18 protein-coding genes are annotated in these 20,220 nt (G+C 56.8%); 12 read left to right on the top strand and 6 right to left on the bottom strand.

What is annotated here, in order from left to right; translation table 11 throughout:
- Positions 1-58 precede the first annotated feature (58 nt).
- From J3348_RS03250 to J3348_RS03235, 4 genes are all read left to right on the top strand, one after another.
- Positions 59-2,122, top strand: a complete 2,064-nt coding sequence (locus J3348_RS03250) for an FAD-binding protein (RefSeq protein WP_207698274.1) — start codon at positions 59-61, stop codon at positions 2,120-2,122.
- A 663-nt stretch (positions 2,123-2,785) separates the two neighbouring features.
- Complete coding sequence (locus J3348_RS03245) at positions 2,786-3,634, top strand: PRD domain-containing protein (RefSeq protein WP_207698273.1); 849 nt, start codon at positions 2,786-2,788, stop codon at positions 3,632-3,634.
- Positions 3,635-3,722: 88 nt separating this feature from the next.
- Positions 3,723-5,822 carry a PTS transporter subunit IIABC gene (locus J3348_RS03240; RefSeq protein ID WP_207698272.1) on the top strand — a complete coding sequence of 700 codons (2,100 nt, stop codon included), beginning with the start codon at positions 3,723-3,725 and terminating at the stop codon, positions 5,820-5,822.
- A 755-nt stretch (positions 5,823-6,577) separates the two neighbouring features.
- Complete coding sequence (locus tag J3348_RS03235; RefSeq protein ID WP_207698271.1) at positions 6,578-8,143, top strand: recombinase family protein; 1,566 nt, start codon at positions 6,578-6,580, stop codon at positions 8,141-8,143.
- On the opposite strand, the gene J3348_RS03230 is transcribed toward J3348_RS03235, so the two are convergent.
- The 4 genes from J3348_RS03230 to J3348_RS03215 all read right to left on the bottom strand — a co-directional run bounded on the left by J3348_RS03230 (position 8,140) and on the right by J3348_RS03215 (position 10,787).
- Positions 8,140-8,745 carry a hypothetical protein gene (locus tag J3348_RS03230; RefSeq protein ID WP_242702842.1) on the bottom strand — a complete coding sequence of 202 codons (606 nt, stop codon included), beginning with the start codon at positions 8,743-8,745 and terminating at the stop codon, positions 8,140-8,142. The genes J3348_RS03235 and J3348_RS03230 overlap by 4 nt on opposite strands.
- A gap of 129 nt (positions 8,746-8,874) precedes the next feature.
- Positions 8,875-9,756 carry a TlpA disulfide reductase family protein gene (locus tag J3348_RS03225; protein ID WP_005939879.1) on the bottom strand — a complete coding sequence of 294 codons (882 nt, stop codon included), beginning with the start codon at positions 9,754-9,756 and terminating at the stop codon, positions 8,875-8,877.
- Between the two features lie 4 nt (positions 9,757-9,760).
- Positions 9,761-10,651, bottom strand: coding sequence for a 4Fe-4S binding protein (locus J3348_RS03220; protein WP_005939881.1), 891 nt, complete (start codon positions 10,649-10,651; stop codon positions 9,761-9,763).
- Positions 10,644-10,787 (bottom strand): CD1871A family CXXC motif-containing protein, encoded by a 144-nt coding sequence (locus J3348_RS03215; RefSeq protein WP_337678835.1) that lies wholly within the window; start codon positions 10,785-10,787, stop codon positions 10,644-10,646. The genes J3348_RS03220 and J3348_RS03215 overlap by 8 nt, the downstream gene beginning before the upstream one ends.
- Before the next feature lie 151 nt (positions 10,788-10,938).
- Between J3348_RS03215 and J3348_RS03210 the strand changes: the two genes are divergently transcribed.
- The 3 genes from J3348_RS03210 (at position 10,939) to J3348_RS03200 (ending at position 13,733) form a co-directional block, all read left to right on the top strand.
- Positions 10,939-11,616 (top strand): response regulator transcription factor, encoded by a 678-nt coding sequence (locus tag J3348_RS03210; protein ID WP_044953424.1) that lies wholly within the window; start codon positions 10,939-10,941, stop codon positions 11,614-11,616.
- On the top strand, positions 11,613-12,761 hold the full coding sequence (locus J3348_RS03205) for a HAMP domain-containing sensor histidine kinase (RefSeq protein ID WP_097781961.1): 1,149 nt from the start codon (positions 11,613-11,615) through the stop codon (positions 12,759-12,761). The genes J3348_RS03210 and J3348_RS03205 overlap by 4 nt, the downstream gene beginning before the upstream one ends.
- A 90-nt stretch (positions 12,762-12,851) precedes the next feature.
- Positions 12,852-13,733 (top strand): aldose 1-epimerase family protein, encoded by an 882-nt coding sequence (locus J3348_RS03200; protein WP_097774777.1) that lies wholly within the window; start codon positions 12,852-12,854, stop codon positions 13,731-13,733.
- 186 nt (positions 13,734-13,919) lie between these two features.
- Here J3348_RS03200 and proS read toward each other — a convergent pair whose 3' ends face one another.
- The gene (proS, locus tag J3348_RS03195; RefSeq protein WP_005939895.1) at positions 13,920-15,359 is read right to left on the bottom strand and encodes a proline--tRNA ligase; all 1,440 of its coding nucleotides are present in this window, start codon (positions 15,357-15,359) and stop codon (positions 13,920-13,922) included.
- A 122-nt stretch (positions 15,360-15,481) separates the two neighbouring features.
- Positions 15,482-15,718 carry an acyl carrier protein gene (acpP, locus tag J3348_RS03190; protein WP_044953468.1) on the bottom strand — a complete coding sequence of 79 codons (237 nt, stop codon included), beginning with the start codon at positions 15,716-15,718 and terminating at the stop codon, positions 15,482-15,484.
- A 299-nt stretch (positions 15,719-16,017) separates the two neighbouring features.
- Here acpP and dapF point away from each other — a divergent pair, with 299 nt between their 5' ends.
- The 5 genes from dapF to J3348_RS03165 all read left to right on the top strand — a co-directional run bounded on the left by dapF (position 16,018) and on the right by J3348_RS03165 (position 20,220).
- Entirely contained in the window at positions 16,018-16,857 is an 840-nt protein-coding gene (gene dapF / locus J3348_RS03185) for a diaminopimelate epimerase (protein WP_005939901.1), read from the top strand.
- 183 nt (positions 16,858-17,040) lie between these two features.
- On the top strand, positions 17,041-18,228 hold the full coding sequence (locus tag J3348_RS03180) for an LL-diaminopimelate aminotransferase (RefSeq protein ID WP_097774778.1): 1,188 nt from the start codon (positions 17,041-17,043) through the stop codon (positions 18,226-18,228).
- Between the two features lie 83 nt (positions 18,229-18,311).
- Positions 18,312-18,731, top strand: coding sequence for a GntR family transcriptional regulator (locus J3348_RS03175; protein ID WP_343214684.1), 420 nt, complete (start codon positions 18,312-18,314; stop codon positions 18,729-18,731).
- 2 nt (positions 18,732-18,733) lie between these two features.
- Complete coding sequence (locus tag J3348_RS03170) at positions 18,734-19,579, top strand: ABC transporter ATP-binding protein (protein WP_207698270.1); 846 nt, start codon at positions 18,734-18,736, stop codon at positions 19,577-19,579.
- A complete protein-coding gene (locus J3348_RS03165; RefSeq protein WP_207698269.1) occupies positions 19,576-20,220 on the top strand; it encodes an ABC-2 transporter permease in 645 nt (214 codons plus the stop codon). The genes J3348_RS03170 and J3348_RS03165 overlap by 4 nt, the downstream gene beginning before the upstream one ends.

The following is a 20,220-nucleotide window of genomic DNA, read 5'->3' as shown; positions in this document are numbered from 1 at the left end:
CTGCCAAACACGGATCACACGAAGAAAGAAGAAAAAAGAAAAGGCAAGGAGAACGATTATGAGCGAAAAGATTTCCCGTCGCAACTTCCTGCGCACTGCTACCTTGGGTGCAGCTGCCGCAGGCCTGCTGGCCGGCTGCGGCAACAGCGCAGCTTCTGGCAGCACCGCTGCCAGCACTGCTGCCGGTACCTATACCGCAGGTACCTACAGCGCCACCGCCACCGGCATCAACACCACCACCCCGGTCACCGTGACCATGACCTTCAGCGCCGATGCCATCACCGACGTGCAGATCGACGTGGCAAACGAGACCAAGGGCTACGGTGCCGACATCGCCGACGAGATGGTGAAGAAGATCCTGGACGCACAGTCCAGCGAGGTGGACGGCCATTCCGGTGCCACCATCACCTCCGGTGCCATCAAAAAGGCTGCCGAGAGCTGCATCAATCAGGCCAAGGGCGTGGCCGTTGCCCCCACCGAGGCCAACAAAGCTGAGACCGTTGTGCCCGAAGGACTGACCACCGAGGAAGTGGAGTCCTCTGTGGTGGAGCTGGGCGACATCACCCCGGACGAGACCAAGGACTTTGACGTGGTCGTTGTGGGTGCCGGTGCAGCCGGTGTGCCCGCAGCAGGCTGGGCAGCCGAGCTGGGCGGCCATGTGGCCCTGCTGCAGAAGCAGAGCATCGTGGTGAGCCAGGGCAACTGCGGCTCCGCCATCATCAAGTCCAAGTCCACCGAGGCCGGCAAGAAGATGTGGGTGCACATGACCAACGGCCTGTGCGACTGGCGCGCCGACACCAGCCTGCTGAACGCCTACGTCGAGAACTCCGAAGAGGCCCTGATGTGGTATCTGAACCGCGCCGGTCTGACCGACCAGACCGAGTACGGCGACGGCAGCCTTGTGGACAGCGTGAAGGATCCCTCCAGCCTGCTGCACAACGACGAGAAGGAGATCTTTGCCTACATGTGCACCAGCCAGGACCTGACCGGTGTGTGGAAGGACCGCATGGACACCTACGACTTCGGCGATGAGCACTGCTACTTCTTTGCACCGTGGATCGGCCCCAAGCCCAAGAACGTGGGCGACGTGCTGGCCACCGTGCTGGAGAATGTGCAGGCCAAGAACTCCAATCTGGAGACCTTCTTCAACACCCCCGCCGTCAAGCTGGTGCACGCCGACGGCAAGGTGACCGGCGTCATCGCCAAGGATGAGAGCGGCAAGTACATCCAGTTCAACGCCTCCAAGGGCGTCATCCTGGCCACCGGCGACTACATGAACAACGAGGCCATGGTCAAGCGCTGGTGCCCGGACGTGGACGGCTACGACAAGAAGCAGTACCAGAAGACCGGCGACGGTCACATCATGGCCATCGACGCAGGCGCCAAGATGGAGAACCTAGGCCACACCAAGATGATGCACGACTTCGACTCCGGCCTGATGTACGAGGAGCCGTTTCTGTACGTCAACATGGAGGGCAAACGCTTCTGCAACGAGGACACCGGCTTTGTCTACATGGGCAACATCACCAAGTATCTGCCCCGCTACAACGGTGCCAACGTGGATGCCAACCACCCGGACGGCTCTCTGGGCTGGTACTGCCAGATCTACGACAGCGACTACATGAGCTACGCCAACAGCCCCGTGCCGGAGCAGGTGATGACCAAGTACATCCCCGGTGCCGTGGAGAACCCGCAGGGTGTGTTCACCAACCTGATCGACACCTATAAGGCCGACACCATCGAGGAGCTGGCTGCTCTGCTGGACGTGCCCGCCGATGAGCTGCAAAAGACCATTGACCGCTACAACGAGCTGTGTGATCAGGGGACCGATGCGGACTTCGGCAAGAAGAGCGCCTACATGCACAAGATCGAGAAGGCTCCCTTCTGGGGCGTGCGCAAGCACATCCGCGTGTCCTCCATCGACAGCGGCGTGAACACCAACGCCAACGGCCAGGCTCTGGACGCTGACGGTAACGTCATCGAGGGCCTGTACTGCGTGGGCAACGTGGGCGGCGTGTTCTACGGCGGCGCGGACTATCCGTTCCACCAGACCGGCCTGTCCCTGGGCCGCTGCTACACCTTCGGCATGCTGGCCGCAAAGCATGCTATGGGCCAGCTGTAATTAAGAAAAAGCTGATTTTGGGGCTATTGCAAAATAGCATCCCTTTATCGCAAAGCTGATCAATCTGAATGTTTTTGTACCGCCCCTCCGAAAATATCGTTGATGCGGATAGAAAGCTGTACAGAAGGACGTTCTCAGACCGCAGCATACCCGATAAGCGAATACCGTCGAGGACTCTTCCCATTTTGGGAAGATGTCCTCGGCGGCTTTTTTGTATATAGGGCAGCAATTCTTGACCGTTTTTTTGTGAAGGTGATGAGTTACGAGATGGAGCACAGCTTTCTCCGCAATGATCTCGATTGAAAACAACTGCACATATAAAGCAAAAAAGGAATATTCTTACTTGTCGATTTGCTGTAGAAAATCACCTGAGTTTGGGCAAAATTGATAAAGTGAAAAAGAAACCCGTTCCCATCTTGACACTCCGCAAAGAATATGGTATTGTAATCAAGCATAGAATAAATTTCCATTCAAGTGCTTAATTTGTTCGTGCCTTACAAAAAAGAAAATTGTACGTGAGCAGCGTCGTTGGATTGTTACCGTTTGGCGGGCTAGACCAACTCTGCATAGCACAAGCCGAAAGCGTGTTTCAGCCTTCGGTATGTTTGCTGTGTCGAGGATGGTCTTTTTTTATTGCCTTTTTCAACTTGAGGAGGAGAAACAATGCAATATACCGTCAAAAAACCGATCAACAACAACATTCTGCGCGTGGTGGATTCCACGGGCTGTGAGCTGATTGTCACCGGACGCGGTCTGGGCTTTGGCGTTAAGCCGGGCTATAAAATCGAGGCTGAAACCGTGGAGCGCAGCTACCGCATGACCAGCCCTGCCGTGCAGCAGAAGTTGGTGGAACTTCTGGAACAGATCCCGTATGAGCATCTGCTGCTCACCGATGAGCTGGTGGCAATGATCCGCAGCCGGGTGAACTACCCGCTGAACGAAAGCCTGCTCATCACGCTGGCCGACCACATCAGTTTTGCCATCCAGCGCAGCGAGCAGGGGATTCGCTTTTCCAACCCGCTGATGGCTCCCATTCGGGAATTCTACCCGGAAGAGTATCGCCTTGGTATGGAGTGCCTTGCCACCATCCGCCAGCGCTGCCATGCAGACCTTTCGGACGACGAGGGTGGCTTCATTGCGCTGCACATCGTCAACGCAGAGCTCAACACCACCATGAGCGTGGTGAACGATGTCACTCGCTTTGTGGATGGCTGCGTGCAGGTGGTGGAATACTTTTACAACTGCCATTTTGACCGGGATGCGCTGGATTTCAGCCGCTTTACAGTGCATTTGCGCTTTTTTGCGCAACGCGTATTTCAGGGAAAACAGGAGCAGGAAAACGATACCCACGACGAAGTGTTCCGCGCCCTGATCGCCCGCAATTGCAGCGAACACTACAAATGCGCCTGCTGCATTGCGGAGTATGTCCGCAACACTTGGCACAAGGAGCTTTCGGACGAGGAACTGGTGTTCCTTACGATCCATCTGAAACGGATTCGGATGGGGAAGTAAGCTTTCTTGCTTCACCTTTGATTCTCCACAGGTCTTTCCTGTGTGGATATATATGCTGGATACGAACTTGAGAAAAGGAGAACTGAAGATGAAAGACAAGATCTTTGGCGTGCTGCAGCGCGTGGGACGTAGCTTTATGCTGCCCATTGCACTGCTGCCTGTAGCGGGCCTGCTGCTGGGTATCGGCAGCTCGTTCACCAACGAAACCATGCTGGCGGCCTATGGCCTGAACAGCGTCATCCACCCCGGTACCCTGATCTACACCATTCTGGACGTGATGAGCCAGACCGGCAGCGCCGTGTTCAACAATCTGGCGCTGCTGTTCGCCATGGGCGTGGCCATCGGCATGGCCCGCAAGGAAAAAGAGGTGGCCGCCCTGTCCGGTGCAGTGGCCTATATCATTATGAATACAGCCATTCAGGCAATGATCAATGCGGCAGGCGGCGTAGAAGCGATGCCTGCCAACTCCACCACCACCATGCTGGGCATCACCACCCTGCAGATGGGTGTGTTCGGCGGCATCGTGGTCGGTCTGGGCGTGGCGGCGCTGCACAACAAGTTCTATAAGATCGAGCTGCCGCAGGTGCTGGCCTTCTTTGGCGGTACACGCTTTGTGCCCATCATCAGCTCCATCGTGTATCTGGTGGTCGGCATCGCCATGTTCTACATCTGGCCGGTGGTGCAAAGCGGCATTGCTGCGCTGGGCGCACTGGTGCTGGCTTCCGGCTATGCAGGCACCTTTATCTACGGCCTGCTGGAGCGTGCACTGATCCCCTTCGGCCTGCACCATGTGTTTTACATGCCGTTCTGGCAGACCGCTGTGGGCGGCACCGCCATCATCGATGGTGTCACCGTGACCGGCGCACAGAACATCTTCTTTGCCGAGCTGGCTTCCAAGTCCACCACTGTGTTCTCGGTCAGCGCTACCCGTTTCATGGCCGGTAAGTTCCCCTTTATGATGTTCGGTCTGCCCGGCGCGGCGCTGGCGATGTACCAGTGCGCCAAGCCGGAAAAGAAAAAGGCGGCAGGCGGCCTGCTGCTGTCTGCTGCGTTGACGGCTTTCCTCACCGGCATCACCGAGCCGCTGGAATTTACCTTTATCTTTGTGGCTCTGCCCATGTACGCCGTGCACTGCGTGCTGGCCGGTCTGTCCTTCATGCTGATGCACATTCTGAATGTGGGCGTGGGCATGACCTTCTCCGGCGGTCTGATCGATCTGGTGCTGTTCGGCGTGATGCAGGGCAACGCCAAGACCCACTGGATCTGGGTGGTCGTTGTGGGTGCGGTGTATTTTGTGCTGTACTACCTGATCTTCCGCTTCATGATCTCCAAGTTCAACTACAAGACCCCGGGCCGCGACGATGCGGAGGAGGTCAAGCTGTACACCCGTGCGGACGTGAACGCCCGCAGCGCCGCTTCCGGCAGCACCGCCCCCGCAGGGGATGACCCGGTCAGCGCCCTGATCGTAGAAGGTCTGGGCGGCGCCGCTAATCTGTCCGACGTGGACTGCTGCGCCACCCGCCTGCGCTGCACCGTCAAGGACGCTGCGCTGGTCCGGCAGGATGTGCTCAAAGCCTCCGGTGCCTCCGGCGTGATCTGCAAGGGCAACGGTGTGCAGGTGGTATACGGCCCCAAGGTGGCCGTCATCAAGGCAAAGCTGGAAGATTATCTGGAAAATGCACCTAAGACCCCGGCGGCGACCGCAACACCCGCCCCGGCGGCCCCCGCAGCAAAGGATACCGTGCTGTCTGCCTGCCTGAACGGCACTGTAGTGCCGCTGGCCGATGTGAAGGATGAAGCCTTTGCCAGCGGTGCACTGGGGGACGGCATTGCCATTGAGCCCACCGATGGTGAACTGGTGGCACCTGCTGACGGTGAGATCTCCTCCACCTTTGAGACCCACCATGCCGTGGGCATGACCACGGCTGACGGTGCCGAACTGCTGATGCACATCGGCATCGATACGGTCAAGCTGGGTGGCAAGCACTTTACCTACCTCGTCAACGAGGGTGACAAGGTGAAGAAAGGTCAGCCGTTGATCCGCTTTGACATCGAGGCCATCAAGGCCGAGGGCTATCCCGTCACCACACCGCTCATTGTCTGCAATACTGATGACTATGCCGCTGTCGCGGCTAAAGCCAGTGGCACCGTAAAGCAGGGCGATGCGCTGCTGGAACTGAAGCACTAAGCGTTTCTCCCAAACTGTAAGGCAGGGTTGTTATAAAGGGGGGCTGTTGCAAAAAAGCCCCAACAAAAAAATGAGATAGACTTCCCCCAAAGGGGTGCCTATCTCATTTTTTGTTGTAAGCTGAAACTGCAATGAACCAACTACAACATGAACAGTATCGCAAAGTTAATCAATCGGAATATCCTTGTTCCGACCATCCGAAAATATCTTTGATGCGGACAGAAAGCTGTGCGGAAGGACGCTCGCAGACAGCAGAACACCCGCTAAACGAATACCTCCGAGGACTCTTCCCATTTGGGAGTTGTCCTCGGAGGCTTTTTTAGTTTATAAGCCATCTACGTGGCTTACAACGGCAAAGGCCGCAAGGACGCCTTGCCGATGAAGTTCTAAAACATATTTACTATGCCAAGGGGCACCTGCAAGCTGTGGGTGCCTCTTGATACATATTGACTGGTTGAAAAGTTCTGAATTTCGCCGACTGGAAATAGACTGAAGTGACACATATCACAATCAAGTGAACCGAAAAGGGGGATTCGATGGAAAAAACTCCTTTTATTCTGAACGAAAAATTTTGTTCGGACAACAACGAACAGCGCAAAGAACATTTTCAAAAGGAATTTGAACGATATATCGTCGATGAACTGTCCAATACCGTTTCTTCAAAATCCTGCGCCTGATTTGGCATCCTTGAATTTGAAGGAGAGATGCGGTATGTTGCGCATGGACGATTGTGCACAAAAAGAAAGGTGCAAATCATGAAAGCAGCAATTTATTGCCGCCTGAGCAAAGAAGATGAATATAAAATTGGCGAATCGGAAAGTATTCAGAACCAGAAATCGATGCTGATCCAGTACGCCATTGAAAAAGGATTTGATATTTACCGGATTTATTCGGATGAGGATTATTCCGGCATCGACCGGAACCGTCCGGCTTTCAATTCGATGATACAAGCCGCAAGCGAACATAAATTCGATGTGGTGCTGGCCAAGACGCAATCCCGTTTTACCCGCGATATGGAACTCGTGGAAAAATACCTGCACGGAAAGTTTATTGAGTGGGGCATTCGGTTCATTGCTGTCGTTGACCATGTGGATACAAACGATACTGCGAATAAAAAATCTCGTCAGATCAATGGCCTGATCAACGAGTGGTATCTGGAAGACTTGTCTACCAATGTCCGCTCGGTGCTTGACCACAAGAGGAAAGAGGGTTTGTTCATCGGCTCTTTTGCGCGGTATGGGTATTGCAAAGATCCGAATGCAAAAGGAAAACTTATCATCGATCCGGAAGCTGCCGAAGTGGTAAGGCGGATTTTCTCTATGGCTCTTAGTGGAATCGGTGCGCATAAGATTGCGCGGATTCTGAATGATGAGAAAGTTCCAAGCCCAACTGCTTATAAACAGCAGCATGGCATCCATTACCATATTGCAGCGAAAAATCCCAATGCAGACCTTTGGAGTAGCCCCACGGTATACCAAATGCTGCACAATCAGCTTTATGTCGGAGATATGGTGCAGGGGCGGCATAAAAAGGTGAGTTATAAGTCCGAAAAGACGATTTGGCTTCCCCAGTCGCAGTGGATCGTTGTAGAAAACACCCATGAAGCCATCATTGACCGGGGGACGTTTGAAACAGTTCAGATGATGCTGAAAGAACGTACCCGGAGTGGTGGAAAAGGAACGATTCATCCGCTGGCGAAAAAAGTGGTTTGCGGATGCTGTGGCAGCTACATGGAACAAACTGGCCGTCAGCCAAAGGCGGATGGGACTCAAAGACGCTATGTTCGCTGCCGGATGCACCAGCGCGCACCGGAAGTGTGTGGCAACAAGACCTGTACAGATATGAACGCATTGGAGAATGCTGTGCTGGAACGTATCCGGGCGTATGTGGCAGATTATTTTGACCCTGAAAAAGTTACCCTTCCAGAACAGGATGACCCAATCCAGCAGCGAGAGCATGCAAAGCGTGACGAGCTGAAACGGTTGAAAAGCGAAGTGGACCGGCGGCGCAAGGCTATGCAGGAACTGTATCTGGATAAGGTGTCTGGTCTGATTGATACCGTCCAGTTTTCTGAAATGAACCAGACTTTTCTGGAAGATGTAAAAAACGCAGAAACGCGAATCAATGTTTTGGAAGCGGAATTGGAACAACAGCAGGAAGAAACCAGCGTGGTTCAGACGCAGATGCAGCGTGTGCGGGAACTGGCACGGGTTTCCCATCTGACCCGTGAACTTGCTGTACTGCTGGTTCATCGTGTCGTTGTCGGAACGAAAGACCCACTCACCGGAGAGCAAAAAATCACGATTGAATGGAATTTCTAAGGGGTAGAGCAGTTTAATGGCCCCGTTGGGTTATTTTCGTCAGCCCAGGTAGGGTAGACTTCGCTGGATGCAACATTGGCGATATAATCCCGGAAGGAGACAGTCACATTGCGGGCGGATGCCGCAGGCTTGCCCAGATGCACCGTGATGTTTTTGGGAATGATGACTCTGTCCAGCACCCGGGGCACGCAGTTCTCCATGGGGTCCGGGCCGCTGCCGCCATCGCCGGTGAACAGTGAATGTTCCGGGATGACTATGGGCGGGTTTACCACGTCGCGATCCCCTTCGGTCTCAGGGATCATCTCCGGCTGGGCCAGTGTGACCTGCCCGGCAAAGATCTGCACACCCTGAATGCGCACGGTGCGGAAGCCTGCCTTTGCGGCAGTCAGGTCCACAACGGCATAGGGTCGGATGGTGTTGTCCTCCTGCAGGGACAGCGCACAGGAGGGGGCTTCAATGGAGAGGTCGGCAGCGGTGCCGGTCTCGTCGGTGATACGCTGAGCGGTAAAGCCGTTGCCGGACACGGTGACGAGAACACCCTCGATGGGCGAGGACTGACGGGCACCGAAAGCCTGAATGCGTAGAATGCCGGTGTTTTTCATAGGCGGATGCTCCTTTGCTGTAAAAGTGGTATCGCTTCTCTCACAGCGTATTCCGTCCGGCACCCGGGCGTGCATGGCAATGCACACCGCAAATAAAAAAGCCGCCCGAAGGCGGCAGGGGAGAAAGGTTTATTTGGCGCTGTCCTTGGCAAGGGCGGCGTCGATATTTTTTTGCAGAGCGGCAAGGTTTTCTTCCTTGTCGATGCCGCCAAGCAGGGGCTGCCCCACGACGTTGCCGTCCCGGTCAAAAACGTAAGTGGTGGGAAAGGCCATGATGTTCAGTGCAAACTTGCCGGCCTCACTGCCGGAGGCAAAGTAGATGTTGCGGTAGCTTGCGCCCGTTGTCTCCAGCAGTTTTTTGGCGGCATCAATGCCCTGCTGGTTGCCGTCCAGCGTCTCGGTGTTGATGCCGATGACCTCACCGCCCTGTGCCTTGACCTTCTCGTTCAGGGCGTTCAGGTCGTCCAACTCCTCCACGCAGGGCTTGCAGCCGTTGAACCAGAAATTCACCACCGTAAAGGCGTTGCCCGCAAACAGGCTGTTGTCCACCGGGTTGCCCTCTAAATCGCTGCCCTCAAACTTGGGGAAGGCGGTGCCCTGTGCGGCGGCACTGGAAGCGGCATCCTCTGCGGGGGCAAGAGCGGCGATCTGCTCCTCGATGGCACGAATCTTTTCGGCATCTGCGGTCAGGGTCTTGTACTCCTCGTCCGAGAACTGATCTTTGGCCTTTTCCACAGCGCTGAGCAGAAAATCGCCGTAGTTGGCGCTGATCGTGGTTTCGGTCACGTTTTTGTCCATGGATGAGAACACTTTCTCCCACAGAGCATCGTTTGCAGAAAGGATCTCGTTTTCCTCGGCCAGCAGCTGCTCCTCGGTTTTGCTTTCTGCTGCCGCAGAGGAAGCGGCAGAAGAGGATGCAGAAGATGCAGAAGATGCGCCCTGCCCGCAGGCGGCAAGGCTGAAAGCCAGCACAAGGCTGAGAAAAAGTGCGGCGATACGATGGATCTTCATGGTTTTACTCCTTTGTTGTTTCGGTATTTGATTGGTCCCCCAGCCCGAACTTGTACTGAATGGCGTCCGTGGGGCAGGCTTTCATGCACATCCCGCAGCGGATGCATTCGGCGTGGTTGGGGGTCTTGGTAATGTCTACGTCCATCTTGCAAGCCTTTGCACAGGCTCCGCAGGAGACGCATTTGTGGGTGTCTACGCGCATCTGGAACAGCGAGACTTTGTTCAGCAGCGCATAGAACGCGCCCAGCGGGCACAGCCACTTGCAGAAGGGGCGGTAGAATACCACGCTGCCCACGATGACCGCCAGCAGGATGCAGGCCTTCCATGTGAACAGCTTGCCCAGCGCAGCGCGGATGCCCGCATTGGTCAGGGAGAGGGGAATGGCACCCTCCAGCACGCCCTGCGGGCAGAGATACTTGCAGAAGAAGGGGTCGCCCATGCCCAGCTCATTGACCGCCAGCAAAGGCAGCAACACCACCATGACCAGCAGCACCGCATACTTTAAATAGCGCAGCGGCTTCAGCTTTTTGGTGGAAAGCTTGGGGGATGGGATCTTGTGCAAAAGCTCCTGAAACCACCCGAATGGGCAGAGGAAACCGCAGATGAACCGCCCCAGCAGCACCCCAAAGAGGATGAGGATGCCGGTAATGTAGTAGGAAAAGCGGAACTTGGAAGAGCCCACCACCGCCTGGAATGCTCCCACCGGACAGGCACCGGCCGCGCCCGGGCAGGAATAGCAGTTCAGCCCCGGCACGCAGACGTATTTTCCGCCGCCCTGATACAGCGCTCCTTTTGCAAAATTGGGTAGGTGGAGATTGGTCAGCAGGGTAGCCCCGGCTTGTATAAAGCCCCGGAAGCGGGCAAGGGGAGAAAGCTTTTTCTTTTTCTTATCCAATGCCCACACACTCCATACACAGCCGGATGGCTTTTGAAAATACGGTGTCTGCCTCGCCCCGCCATAAGCCGAACAGCAGCATCAGAACCCCGGCGGCAAGCAAAAGCAGCTGCGCCTGTTTTTTTGTCATGAACATCATAGCCTCCTGTTGTTTGATGGCATCAGTATACACCATGCGTGATAAAATCTCTGCTAAGAAAATCTTAACACGAATCTTAACACCGTCTGCTATAATCTGTTATAATGAAGAAAAAACGCAATTTTTATGGGAAAGGTGGAAAACAAAGATGCGCCTTTTGGTGGTAGAGGACGAGCACTCCCTGCGGGAGGATATTGCCCGAAAGCTGCGGCTGTCCGGGTACGAGGTGGATGCCTGTGCAGACGGCGAGGCCGCGCTGGAGGCACTGGCAGCAGAGCGGTACGACCTTGTACTGCTGGACCTCAACCTGCCCAAGGTGGACGGAATGCAGGTGCTGCGCACCCTGCGCCGGCACGACCTTGAGACCTGTGTGCTGATCTTGTCGGCACGCAGTGAAATCGCAGATAAAGTGGAGGGGCTGGATGCCGGGGCGAACGATTACCTTTCCAAGCCCTTTCACCTTGCAGAGCTGGAAGCCCGGGTGCGCAGCCTGACCCGGCGCAAATTTATTCAGCAAGACGTCTGTCTGTGCTGCGGACGGCTGAGCTTCAACACCCGTAGCCGCGTTGCTGCTGTGGACGGTCAGACCCTTGCTTTGACGCGGAAGGAGAGCGGCGTACTGGAATATCTGCTGCTGCATCAGGGACGCCCGGTCAGTCAGGAAGAACTCATCGAGCACGTCTGGGATGGCAGTGTAGACAGCTTCAGCAACTCCATCCGGGTGCATATCTCTGCCCTGCGCAAAAAGCTGCGGGCGGCGCTGGGCTACGACCCCATCCGCAACCGCATCGGGGAAGGCTACGAGATCGGAGGCGAGGTACAATGAAACATTTGTCCCTGCAATGGCGCATCACCCTGCTGACCGCGCTGCTCATCGCCTGCGCCTGCGTGTGCATGAACCTGCTTTTATACCGCACCGGCGTTACCGGCATGGATGCCCTCAACGGCTTTATGATGCAGTACCAGCCCGGCAGTGCGGATCCGTTGACCATCGAGATCCCGCAGGAGGAAATGTCCAGTCTGCTGGCGCATTTTTCGCAGGAAGTCTACGATGCAAAGGTGGTCTTTGGCCGCAAGGGCTGGTGCATCACCGTCGTGGTCACCATCGTCAGCGCTGCCATTGCTTATTTTGTCAGCGGCAGAGCGCTGAAACCGTTACAGCAGCTTGCGCAGCAGGCGCAGCAGGTCGATCAGGACAGCATCGCCACCACCCGTCTGGACGAAAACACTGTGCAGGAATTCGGGCAGTTGAGCCGGTCGGTGAACCGGATGCTGGATGGTCTGGCGCAGTCCTTTGAGTTGCAGCGGCAGTTTGCGGGCAATGCCGCCCACGAGCTGCGCACCCCGCTGGCTATTTTGCAGACGAAGCTGGAACTGTTTGCAGAGGAGCACCCGGCCATGGACGCCGAAACTGCCGGGCTGATCCGCTCTCTGCGGGAGCAGCTGGACCGCCTGACCGCTCTTGTGCGCACTTTATTAGAGATGAGCAATCTGCAATCAGTCTCCCGCACCGACCAGATCGCCCTTGCGCCGCTGGTGGAGGAGATCCTGACCGACCTGACCCCCCTTGCCCAGAAAAACAATATCTCTTTGCAGCAGGACTGCGAGGAACTTGGCATGGTGGGCAGCGATGCGCTGATCTACCGGCTGGTGTTCAATCTGGTGGAAAACGGCATCAAGTATAACCGCCCCGGCGGTGCGGTGCGCGTCACCCTGCAACAGGAAAAGCAGACCGCTGTACTGCGCGTTGCAGATACCGGCCCGGGTATTCCCGCAGACTGCCGGGAGAGCATCTTCCAGCCCTTTTTCCGGGTGGATAAGTCCCGCAGCCGGGAGATGGGCGGCGTTGGGCTTGGCCTTGCCCTTGTGCGGGAGATCGCCGTGCTGCATGGCGGCAGTGTGACCGTGGAACGCAGCAGCGAAAACGGCACTACCTTTGCAGTCACCCTGCCGCTGGCACAGCCCTGCTGAAACTGGGCGGGACTTTATTTTTGGCACACGGGGGAGTATACTGGAAGCAGAAGACCCCGGAAAATAAGAAGGACAAAGGAGATACTGAAAATGCAGGCAACCATTCACAACGAATTTCTGACCTTGACTGTGGATACCCACGGTGCCGAAGCAGTCAGCCTGAAAAATGCGGCGGGGGAAGAGCTGCTCTGGCAGGCCGACCCGGCTGTGTGGAAGCGCCACGCCCCCATTCTGTTCCCGTGGACGGGCAAGCTGCCCGGCGGTACCTTTGAGGTGGACGGCAAAACGTACAAGGGCGGTCAGCACGGTTTTGCCCGCGACATGGAGCACACCCTGCTCAAGGCCGAGGGCGATACCATCCAGTTGGAGCTGCGCTCGGATGATGCCATCAAAGCCGAACGCTTCCCCTTCGACTTTGTGCTCACCAGCACCTTCCGTCTGGACGGCAAGACCGTGCACCATACGCTGACGGTGCGCAACCCCGGCACCGAAGAGCTGCGCTTTGGCATCGGCTATCACCCGGCGTTCAACATCCCCTTTGATGCACAGCACACCACCACGGATTACGAGTTCCGGTTCGACCAGCCGGAAAGCCCGGTCATTCTGGATGCCCGTCCGAACGGCCTGCTGTCTGGCAAGTGCTATTATCAGTGGAAGAACCAGCAGGCCATCCAGCTGACGGATGATCTGTTCGCAAACGACAGCTTCTGCATGGCGGGCCTGCGCACCAAGACCATTGGCATCTATGAGAAGGGCACCGGCCGCAAGATCACCTGCAATGTGGAAGGCTACCCCTACGCGCTCATCTGGTCGGCCCCTGCAAAGCCGGTGCGGTTTGTGTGCATTGAGCCGTGGCACAGTCTGCCCGCCGCCGAGACTGACCCGCAGCAGTGGAGCCAGCGTGCCGCTGCCGCCTGCCTTGCCCCGGGTGAAAGCTGGGAGACCACGTTGAGCACCACATTTGAGCGGTAAAACTCCCTCAGTCTCGTTTCGCTCGCCAGCTCCCTCAGAGAGGAAGCCTGTCTGCGCGGTCAAGCCTCCCTCGTTGAGGGCGGTGGCATCGCGCTGGCGATGACGGAAGGAGTTCTGCAAACAAGAAAAGGCTCCCGGAACATCGAAATGCTCCGGGAGCTTTTATGCTGTTATCAAAAGAAAAGCTTAGTACGCCACGCCCCAGTAGACCATGGTCTTGGCGGGCTTGCCGCAGCAGGGGCATACATCGCTCAGGTGTTCCTGCTCAAACGGCATGCAGCGGCTGGACAGGCCGACTTCTTCCTTCATCTTCATCTCGCAGGCAAGGTCGCCGCACCACATGGTCTTGATGTAGCCGGTGTTTGCCTTGGCCAGCTCCTTCACCTCGTCCATGGTGGTGGCAGCCCAGGTGCGCTTCTCGCGGTTGGCAAGAGCACGCTCGTACAGGTCCTTGCGCAGGGCCTCCAGCTGTGCGGGGATCGCAGTCTCCAGCTCGTCCAGAGAGACGAAGACTTTTTCGCGGGTATCGCGGCGCACCAGCACGCACTGGTTCTTTTCCAGATCCTTGGGGCCGATCTCCAGACGCAGAGGCACGCCCTTCATCTCCCACTGGGAGAACTTCCAGCCCGGTGCGTTGTCGCTGTCGTCCAGCTTCACGCGGGCATACTTGCTGATCTTCTCGGCCAGCTCGGCAGCCTTCTCGGAAACGCCGGGCTTGTGGGCTGCGATGGGCACTACGACCACCTGAATGGGGGCCACTGCCGGGGGCAGGATCAGGCCGTCGTCGTCGCCGTGGGTCATGATGATAGCGCCCACCAGACGGGTGGAAACGCCCCAGCTGGTCTGGAACGGATGATGCAGCTGGTTGTCGCGGCCGGTAAAGGTCACGTCATAAGCCTTGCTGAACTTATCGCCAAAGTAGTGGCTGGTGCCGCTCTGCAGGGCCTTGCCGTCCTTCATCATGGCCTCGATGGTATAGGTGGCCTCGGCACCGGCAAACTTTTCCTTGTCGGTCTTGCGGCCCTTCACCACGGGGATGGCCAGATCCTGCTCGCAGACATCTGCGTAGCAGTTCAGCTGCTGCTGGGTCTCAGCCTCAGCCTCGGCGGCAGTCTCGTGGATGGTGTGGCCTTCCTGCCACCAGAACTCGCGGCTGCGCAGGAAGGGGCGGGTGGTCTTTTCCCAGCGGACAACGCTGCACCACTGGTTGTACTTCATGGGAAGCTCACGGTAGCTGTGCAGCACGCGGGACCAGTGGTCGCAGAACATGGTCTCACTGGTGGGACGCACGGCCAGACGCTCTTCCAGCTTGTCGGAACCGCCCATCGTGACCCACGCCACCTCCGGCGCGAAGCCATTGACCAGTTCGCCTTCCTTCTGCAGCAGGCTTTCCGGGATCAGCACGGGCATTGCCACGTTCTCATGGCCGGTGGCCTTGAAGCGGGCATCCATGTCCTTCTGGATCAGCTCCCAGATGGCCTGACCGTAGGGGCGCAGGATGATGAAACCCTTCACGCTGGAGTACTCCACCAACTCTGCCTTCACGCAGATATCGGTGTACCACTGTGCGAAGTTCTCTTCCTGGCTGGTGATCGCCTGTACGAGCTTCTTTGAATCTTTTGCCATTTTTGCTTTTTCCTCCTAAGGCCGTGCGCCAAACGGCTTGCGTTCCGCACGAACCATATTAAAAGCCCCGTCCATGCAGTGCGGCCGGGTGCCGCACCAGAAGGCAGGGCTTTTTGACTGAATCAGTTCTGCGCGTGGCTGTCCACAAAGTTTACCACATCGCCCACGGTGCGCAGGGACTCGATGGCATCGTCCGGCACCTCAATGCCAAACTCATCCTCCAGCGTCATCACCATATCCACGATATCCAGACTGTCGGCCTCAAAATCGCTCATGATGTCACTGTCCATCGTGATCTTTGCCGGGTCAACATCCAGCTGCTCCGCCAGCAATGCACGGATTTTTTCAAAAGTATCCATTCCTGTGGTCTCCTTTTTGCAGTTGTTTTGCCTGTCCTGTACACCGGTGCCGTGCGTGCGGCTGCCGTGACGGATGCACCCGCAGATGCTGCGCGGCCCCGGACTGTACAAAACTCTCTCTTTTTTTATATCCCATGCCATGCGTATTGTCAAGCCCTGTTTTCCATTCTGACAGATTCCTTTGCGAAAAATTGCCGGAAAGGTGCATTTTCGCTTGACAGGAGCGCCCCGGTTTCTTATCATTATAGAGTAGCGAGTTTATAGGGACTGACCACAAGTCCCATGAAGGAGTTTTGAGCATGAAGCTTTCATTTACCAAAATGCAGGGCTGCGCCAACGATTATATCTATCTGGACTGCCGCAAAAGCGGTGTGCCGGAGAACATTGCAGCCCTTTCCGAAAAATTGTCCCGGCGGCATTTTTCCATTGGTGCGGACGGCATCATCTGCATCTGTGCTGCGCAGACGGCGGGTGCGGACGGCATGATGCGCATTTTCAACGCCGATGGCAGTGAGGGCAGGATGTGCGGCAACGGCATCCGCTGCGTGGCTGAATGGCTGTACACCCACGGCATTGCCAAAGAGACCCTTGCCATTGATACCCTCAGCGGCCTGAAGACCGTCACCCACAAGGGTGCGGGCCTGTGGCAGGTGGAGATGGGCGCTTACAGTGCCATGCCTGCCAGCCTGCCTGCTGTGAACATGGGCGAAGAGCCGCTTGTGGACAAAGAACTGACCGTGGACGGCAAAACGTGGCATGTGACCTGCATCAGTGTGGGCAACCCCCACTGTGTGACTGTGGTGGAGGATGTGGACAGCCTGAAGCTGGAAGAGATCGGCCCGGCCTTTGAGCACCACGCAAACTTCCCGGAGCGCATCAACACCGAGTTCGTGCAGGTGGTGGATGCCACCCACCTGAAGATGCGGGTGTGGGAGCGCGGCAGCGGCGAGACATGGGCCTGCGGCACCGGCACCTGCGCCACCGTGGCGGCCCTGACCGAGCTTGGCATCTGCCCGGCAGGCGAGGACATCCATGTGCAGCTGCGCGGCGGTGTGCTGACCATCCGGGTATTGCCCGGCAGACAGCTGCTGATGACCGGCGCCGCCGAGACCGTGTGCGAGGGCACGACAGAAGTGTAAGGAAAACGAAAACCCTCTCAGTCGCCTGACGGCGACAGCTCTCCCGAAGGGCGAGCTTTTCCACATCAAGAGGAAAAGTTTTTCTTCACAACAAAAAAGCTCCCCCACTCGGGGGAGCTGGCATCGAGCGGACGCGAGATGACTGAGAGGGTCATACCAAAACAGAATCGAGGGAAAGTAACCATGAAGATGAACAAGCATTACAACGAGCTGAAGGCAAGCTACCTGTTTGTGGACATTGCCCACAAGGTGGCCGCTTATCAGGAGGCACACCCGGAGAAGGAGATCATCCGTCTGGGCATTGGCGATGTGACCCAGCCGCTGGCAAAGTGTGTGGTCAAGGCCATGCACGATGCAGCCGATGAGATGGGCACCAAGGAAGGCTTCCACGGCTATGGCCCGGAGCAGGGCTACCCCTTCCTCAAGCAGGCCATTCAGGGCTACTATGCAGGCCGCGGCACCCAGCTGGCAGAGGATGAAATTTTCATCTCTGATGGTGCAAAGAGCGATCTGGCCAACGTACTGGGCCTGTTCGATGTGGACAACACCGTGCTGGTGCCGGACCCCGTTTATCCCACCTACGTGGACGATAACGTGACCGATGGCCGCAAGATCATCTACAGCCGCACCAGTCAGGAGAACGGCTTCCTGGGAATGCCGGATGAGAATGTGAAGGCTGACATCATCTATATCTGCAGCCCCAATAACCCCACCGGTGCCGCCTACACCCGCGACCAGCTCAAGGCATGGGTGGACTACGCCAAGAAGAACGATGCCATCATCCTGTACGATGCTGCATACGAGTGCTTCATCTCGGACGAGAACCTCGCCCGCAGCATCTTCGAGATCGAGGGTGCACGGGAGTGTGCCATTGAAATTTGCTCCTTCTCCAAGATCGCAGGCTTCACCGGCACCCGCTGCGGCTACACTGTGGTGCCCAAGGAGCTGGAGCGCGAGGGAATGAACATCAATAAGCTGTGGCTGCGCCGCCAGACCACCAAGTTCAACGGTGTGCCCTATGTGGTGCAGCGCGCCGCCGCTGCGGTGTTCACCGAGAGCGGCATGGCCGAGATCCAGCAGAATTTGGACTACTACCGCAAGAATGCCAAGGTCATCGCGGACGCTCTGGACGAGTGCGGCGTGTGGTACTGCGGCGGCAAGAACAGCCCCTACATCTGGCTGCGCTGCCCCGGTAACATGAAGAGCTGGGAGTTCTTCGACTGGCTGCTGGAAAACTGCGGCGTGGTCGGTACCCCGGGCGTGGGCTTCGGCGAGTGCGGCGAGGGCTACTTCCGCCTGACCGCTTTCGGTGATGCCGAAAAGACCAAGATGGCCGCCGAGCGCATCAAGACCGCCATCAAGGCACTGTAAAACCTAAAAAATGCACCTGCTGTCCGTTTTGGACGGCGGGTGTATTTTTTTGCGCATTCTCTTGACAAATCCGTATTTACTGTATATACTGTGCATATACAGATAAAACACAAGAGCCAAAGGAGCAGCCGATGGAACTGTTTATCAACAACAAAAGCGGCGCGCCTATCTATGACCAGATCTACAACCAGATCAAGCAGCAGATCATCAGCGGGGCTTTGCAGCCGGACGAGGCCATGCCCTCCATCCGGGGGCTGGCACGGGATCTGCGCATCAGCGTCATTACCACAAAGCGTGCCTACGATGAACTGGAAAAAGAGGGCTTCCTTTACGCAGTACCGGCAAAGGGCTTTTTTGTAGCCCCTAAAAACACCGAGCTGCTGCGGGAAGAGAACCTGAAAAAAATTGAAGCGCACCTTACCGAAGCTGTGAAGCTGTCCGCATCCTGCGGGCTGAGCAGGGAAGAGCTGCGGGAGATGCTGGAACTGCTGTGGGAGGGCTGAACATGAACGCACTGGAACTGCGGGGACTTACAAAGCACTATAAGGACTTTACCCTCGGACCGCTGGATCTGACACTGCCCGGCGGCACCATCTGCGGCCTGATCGGTGAAAACGGCGCAGGCAAAAGCACCACCATCAAATTGATTCTGGACATACTGCAGAAGGACGGCGGTACCGTGACCATTTTGGGCAGGGACAACCGCACCGATCTTGTACACACCAAGGAAGAAATCGGTGTGGTGCTGGGCAGCGAGGGCATCCCCCTGTGCCTGAACGCAGAGCAGGCAGGCAAGGTGATGGCGGGCATCTACCACAATTGGGATGCCGCTGCCTACACAGAATTTTGCCAAAAATTTGAGCTGCCGGAAAAGAAAAAGTATAACGACTACTCTACCGGCATGAAGATGAAGCTGTGCATCGCCGTGGCGCTGGCGCACCACCCGAAGCTGCTGCTGTTGGACGAAGCCACCAACGGGCTGGACCCGGTGGTGCGGGACGAGGTGATCGACCTGCTGCTGGACTTTGCCCGGGACGAAAACCACTCCATCCTTATCTCCTCCCACATCGTCAGCGACTTGGAAAAGCTGTGCGATACCATCGCCTTCCTGCACAAGGGCAGGCTGCTGCTCTGTGAGGAAAAGGATGCCTTGCGGGAGGAATACGCCTTGTGGCATGGCACGGCGGCGCAGCTGGCGGCGTTGGATGCACAGGTGTACGGCAAGCGGGTCACCCCCTACGGAGTCGAGGCGCTTGTGCGCCGGGACGCAATGCCCGCCGGAGCAGAGCTTGCCCCGGTAAGCATTGAGGAATTGTTTGTACTGATGGTGAAAGGGGAGTGCGCTGCATGAAAGGCTTGCTATTAAAGGATGCATATCAGGCATGGTATTACGCAAAAACGGTCATTGTGGTGACTGTAGTCATGATGGGTGTGGGTGTGATCTCGATGATGAACGGGGCCAATTTCTTCATTGTCTATGCGGGCTTTTTGCTGGGTATGATGCCCATGACACTGCTGGCATACGACCAGACCAGCAAATTCAGCGAATACAGTGCCGCGCTTCCGGCCACAAAAGAGCAGCTGGTGGGGTGTAAATACATTGTTGGTCTGTGCGGGCTGGTGCTGGCAGAGGCTTTTGCCGCCGCAGCCCTTGGCGTGGCAAGCCTGCACTGGACAGCTGTGGACCAGGCGCTTGTGGTTTCCACGCTGGTGCAGGTGGGCGTGACCACCCTGCTCAGCAGCACCATCCTGCTGCCGCTGAGCTACCGTTTCGGCTACGAAAAGGCAAAGGTTGTGCTCTATTTCATAGTTGGTGCGCTCGCGGCCCTAATGGGCTTTTCCGTGGCCGCAAACGAGGACGGTCTTGTGAGAAACCTTCTTCCGCAGAGCATCTCGTCGCTGGGGCTGCTGGGTATTGCGGTGGCGGCTCTGGCGCTGTATGCTCTCTCGTGGCGGCTGTCTGTTGCATGGTACGGAAAGGCAGAGCAGTAA

The sequence above is a fragment of the Faecalibacterium sp. Marseille-Q4896 genome (assembly GCF_017377615.1).
Lineage (GTDB): Bacteria > Bacillota > Clostridia > Oscillospirales > Ruminococcaceae > Faecalibacterium > Faecalibacterium taiwanense.
This window is presented reverse-complemented; position numbering and strand designations above follow the sequence as displayed.

Bases quoted from the DNA above. Each gene is read 5' to 3' on its own strand.
- J3348_RS03240 (WP_207698272.1), top strand. From the start codon at position 3,723: ATGAAAGACAAGATCTTTGGCGTGCTGCAGCGCGTGGGACGTAGCTTT.
- J3348_RS03230 (WP_242702842.1), bottom strand. From the start codon at position 8,745: ATGAAAAACACCGGCATTCTACGCATTCAGGCTTTCGGTGCCCGTCAG.
- J3348_RS03200 (WP_097774777.1), top strand. From the start codon at position 12,852: ATGCAGGCAACCATTCACAACGAATTTCTGACCTTGACTGTGGATACC.
- J3348_RS03180 (WP_097774778.1), top strand. From the start codon at position 17,041: ATGAAGATGAACAAGCATTACAACGAGCTGAAGGCAAGCTACCTGTTT.
- J3348_RS03215 (WP_337678835.1), bottom strand. From the start codon at position 10,787: ATGTTCATGACAAAAAAACAGGCGCAGCTGCTTTTGCTTGCCGCCGGG.
- dapF (WP_005939901.1), top strand. From the start codon at position 16,018: ATGAAGCTTTCATTTACCAAAATGCAGGGCTGCGCCAACGATTATATC.
- J3348_RS03250 (WP_207698274.1), top strand. From the start codon at position 59: ATGAGCGAAAAGATTTCCCGTCGCAACTTCCTGCGCACTGCTACCTTG.
- J3348_RS03170 (WP_207698270.1), top strand. From the start codon at position 18,734: ATGAACGCACTGGAACTGCGGGGACTTACAAAGCACTATAAGGACTTT.
- J3348_RS03210 (WP_044953424.1), top strand. From the start codon at position 10,939: ATGCGCCTTTTGGTGGTAGAGGACGAGCACTCCCTGCGGGAGGATATT.
- proS (WP_005939895.1), bottom strand. From the start codon at position 15,359: ATGGCAAAAGATTCAAAGAAGCTCGTACAGGCGATCACCAGCCAGGAA.
- J3348_RS03235 (WP_207698271.1), top strand. From the start codon at position 6,578: ATGAAAGCAGCAATTTATTGCCGCCTGAGCAAAGAAGATGAATATAAA.
- acpP (WP_044953468.1), bottom strand. From the start codon at position 15,718: ATGGATACTTTTGAAAAAATCCGTGCATTGCTGGCGGAGCAGCTGGAT.
- J3348_RS03225 (WP_005939879.1), bottom strand. From the start codon at position 9,756: ATGAAGATCCATCGTATCGCCGCACTTTTTCTCAGCCTTGTGCTGGCT.
- J3348_RS03245 (WP_207698273.1), top strand. From the start codon at position 2,786: ATGCAATATACCGTCAAAAAACCGATCAACAACAACATTCTGCGCGTG.
- J3348_RS03165 (WP_207698269.1), top strand. From the start codon at position 19,576: ATGAAAGGCTTGCTATTAAAGGATGCATATCAGGCATGGTATTACGCA.
- J3348_RS03205 (WP_097781961.1), top strand. From the start codon at position 11,613: ATGAAACATTTGTCCCTGCAATGGCGCATCACCCTGCTGACCGCGCTG.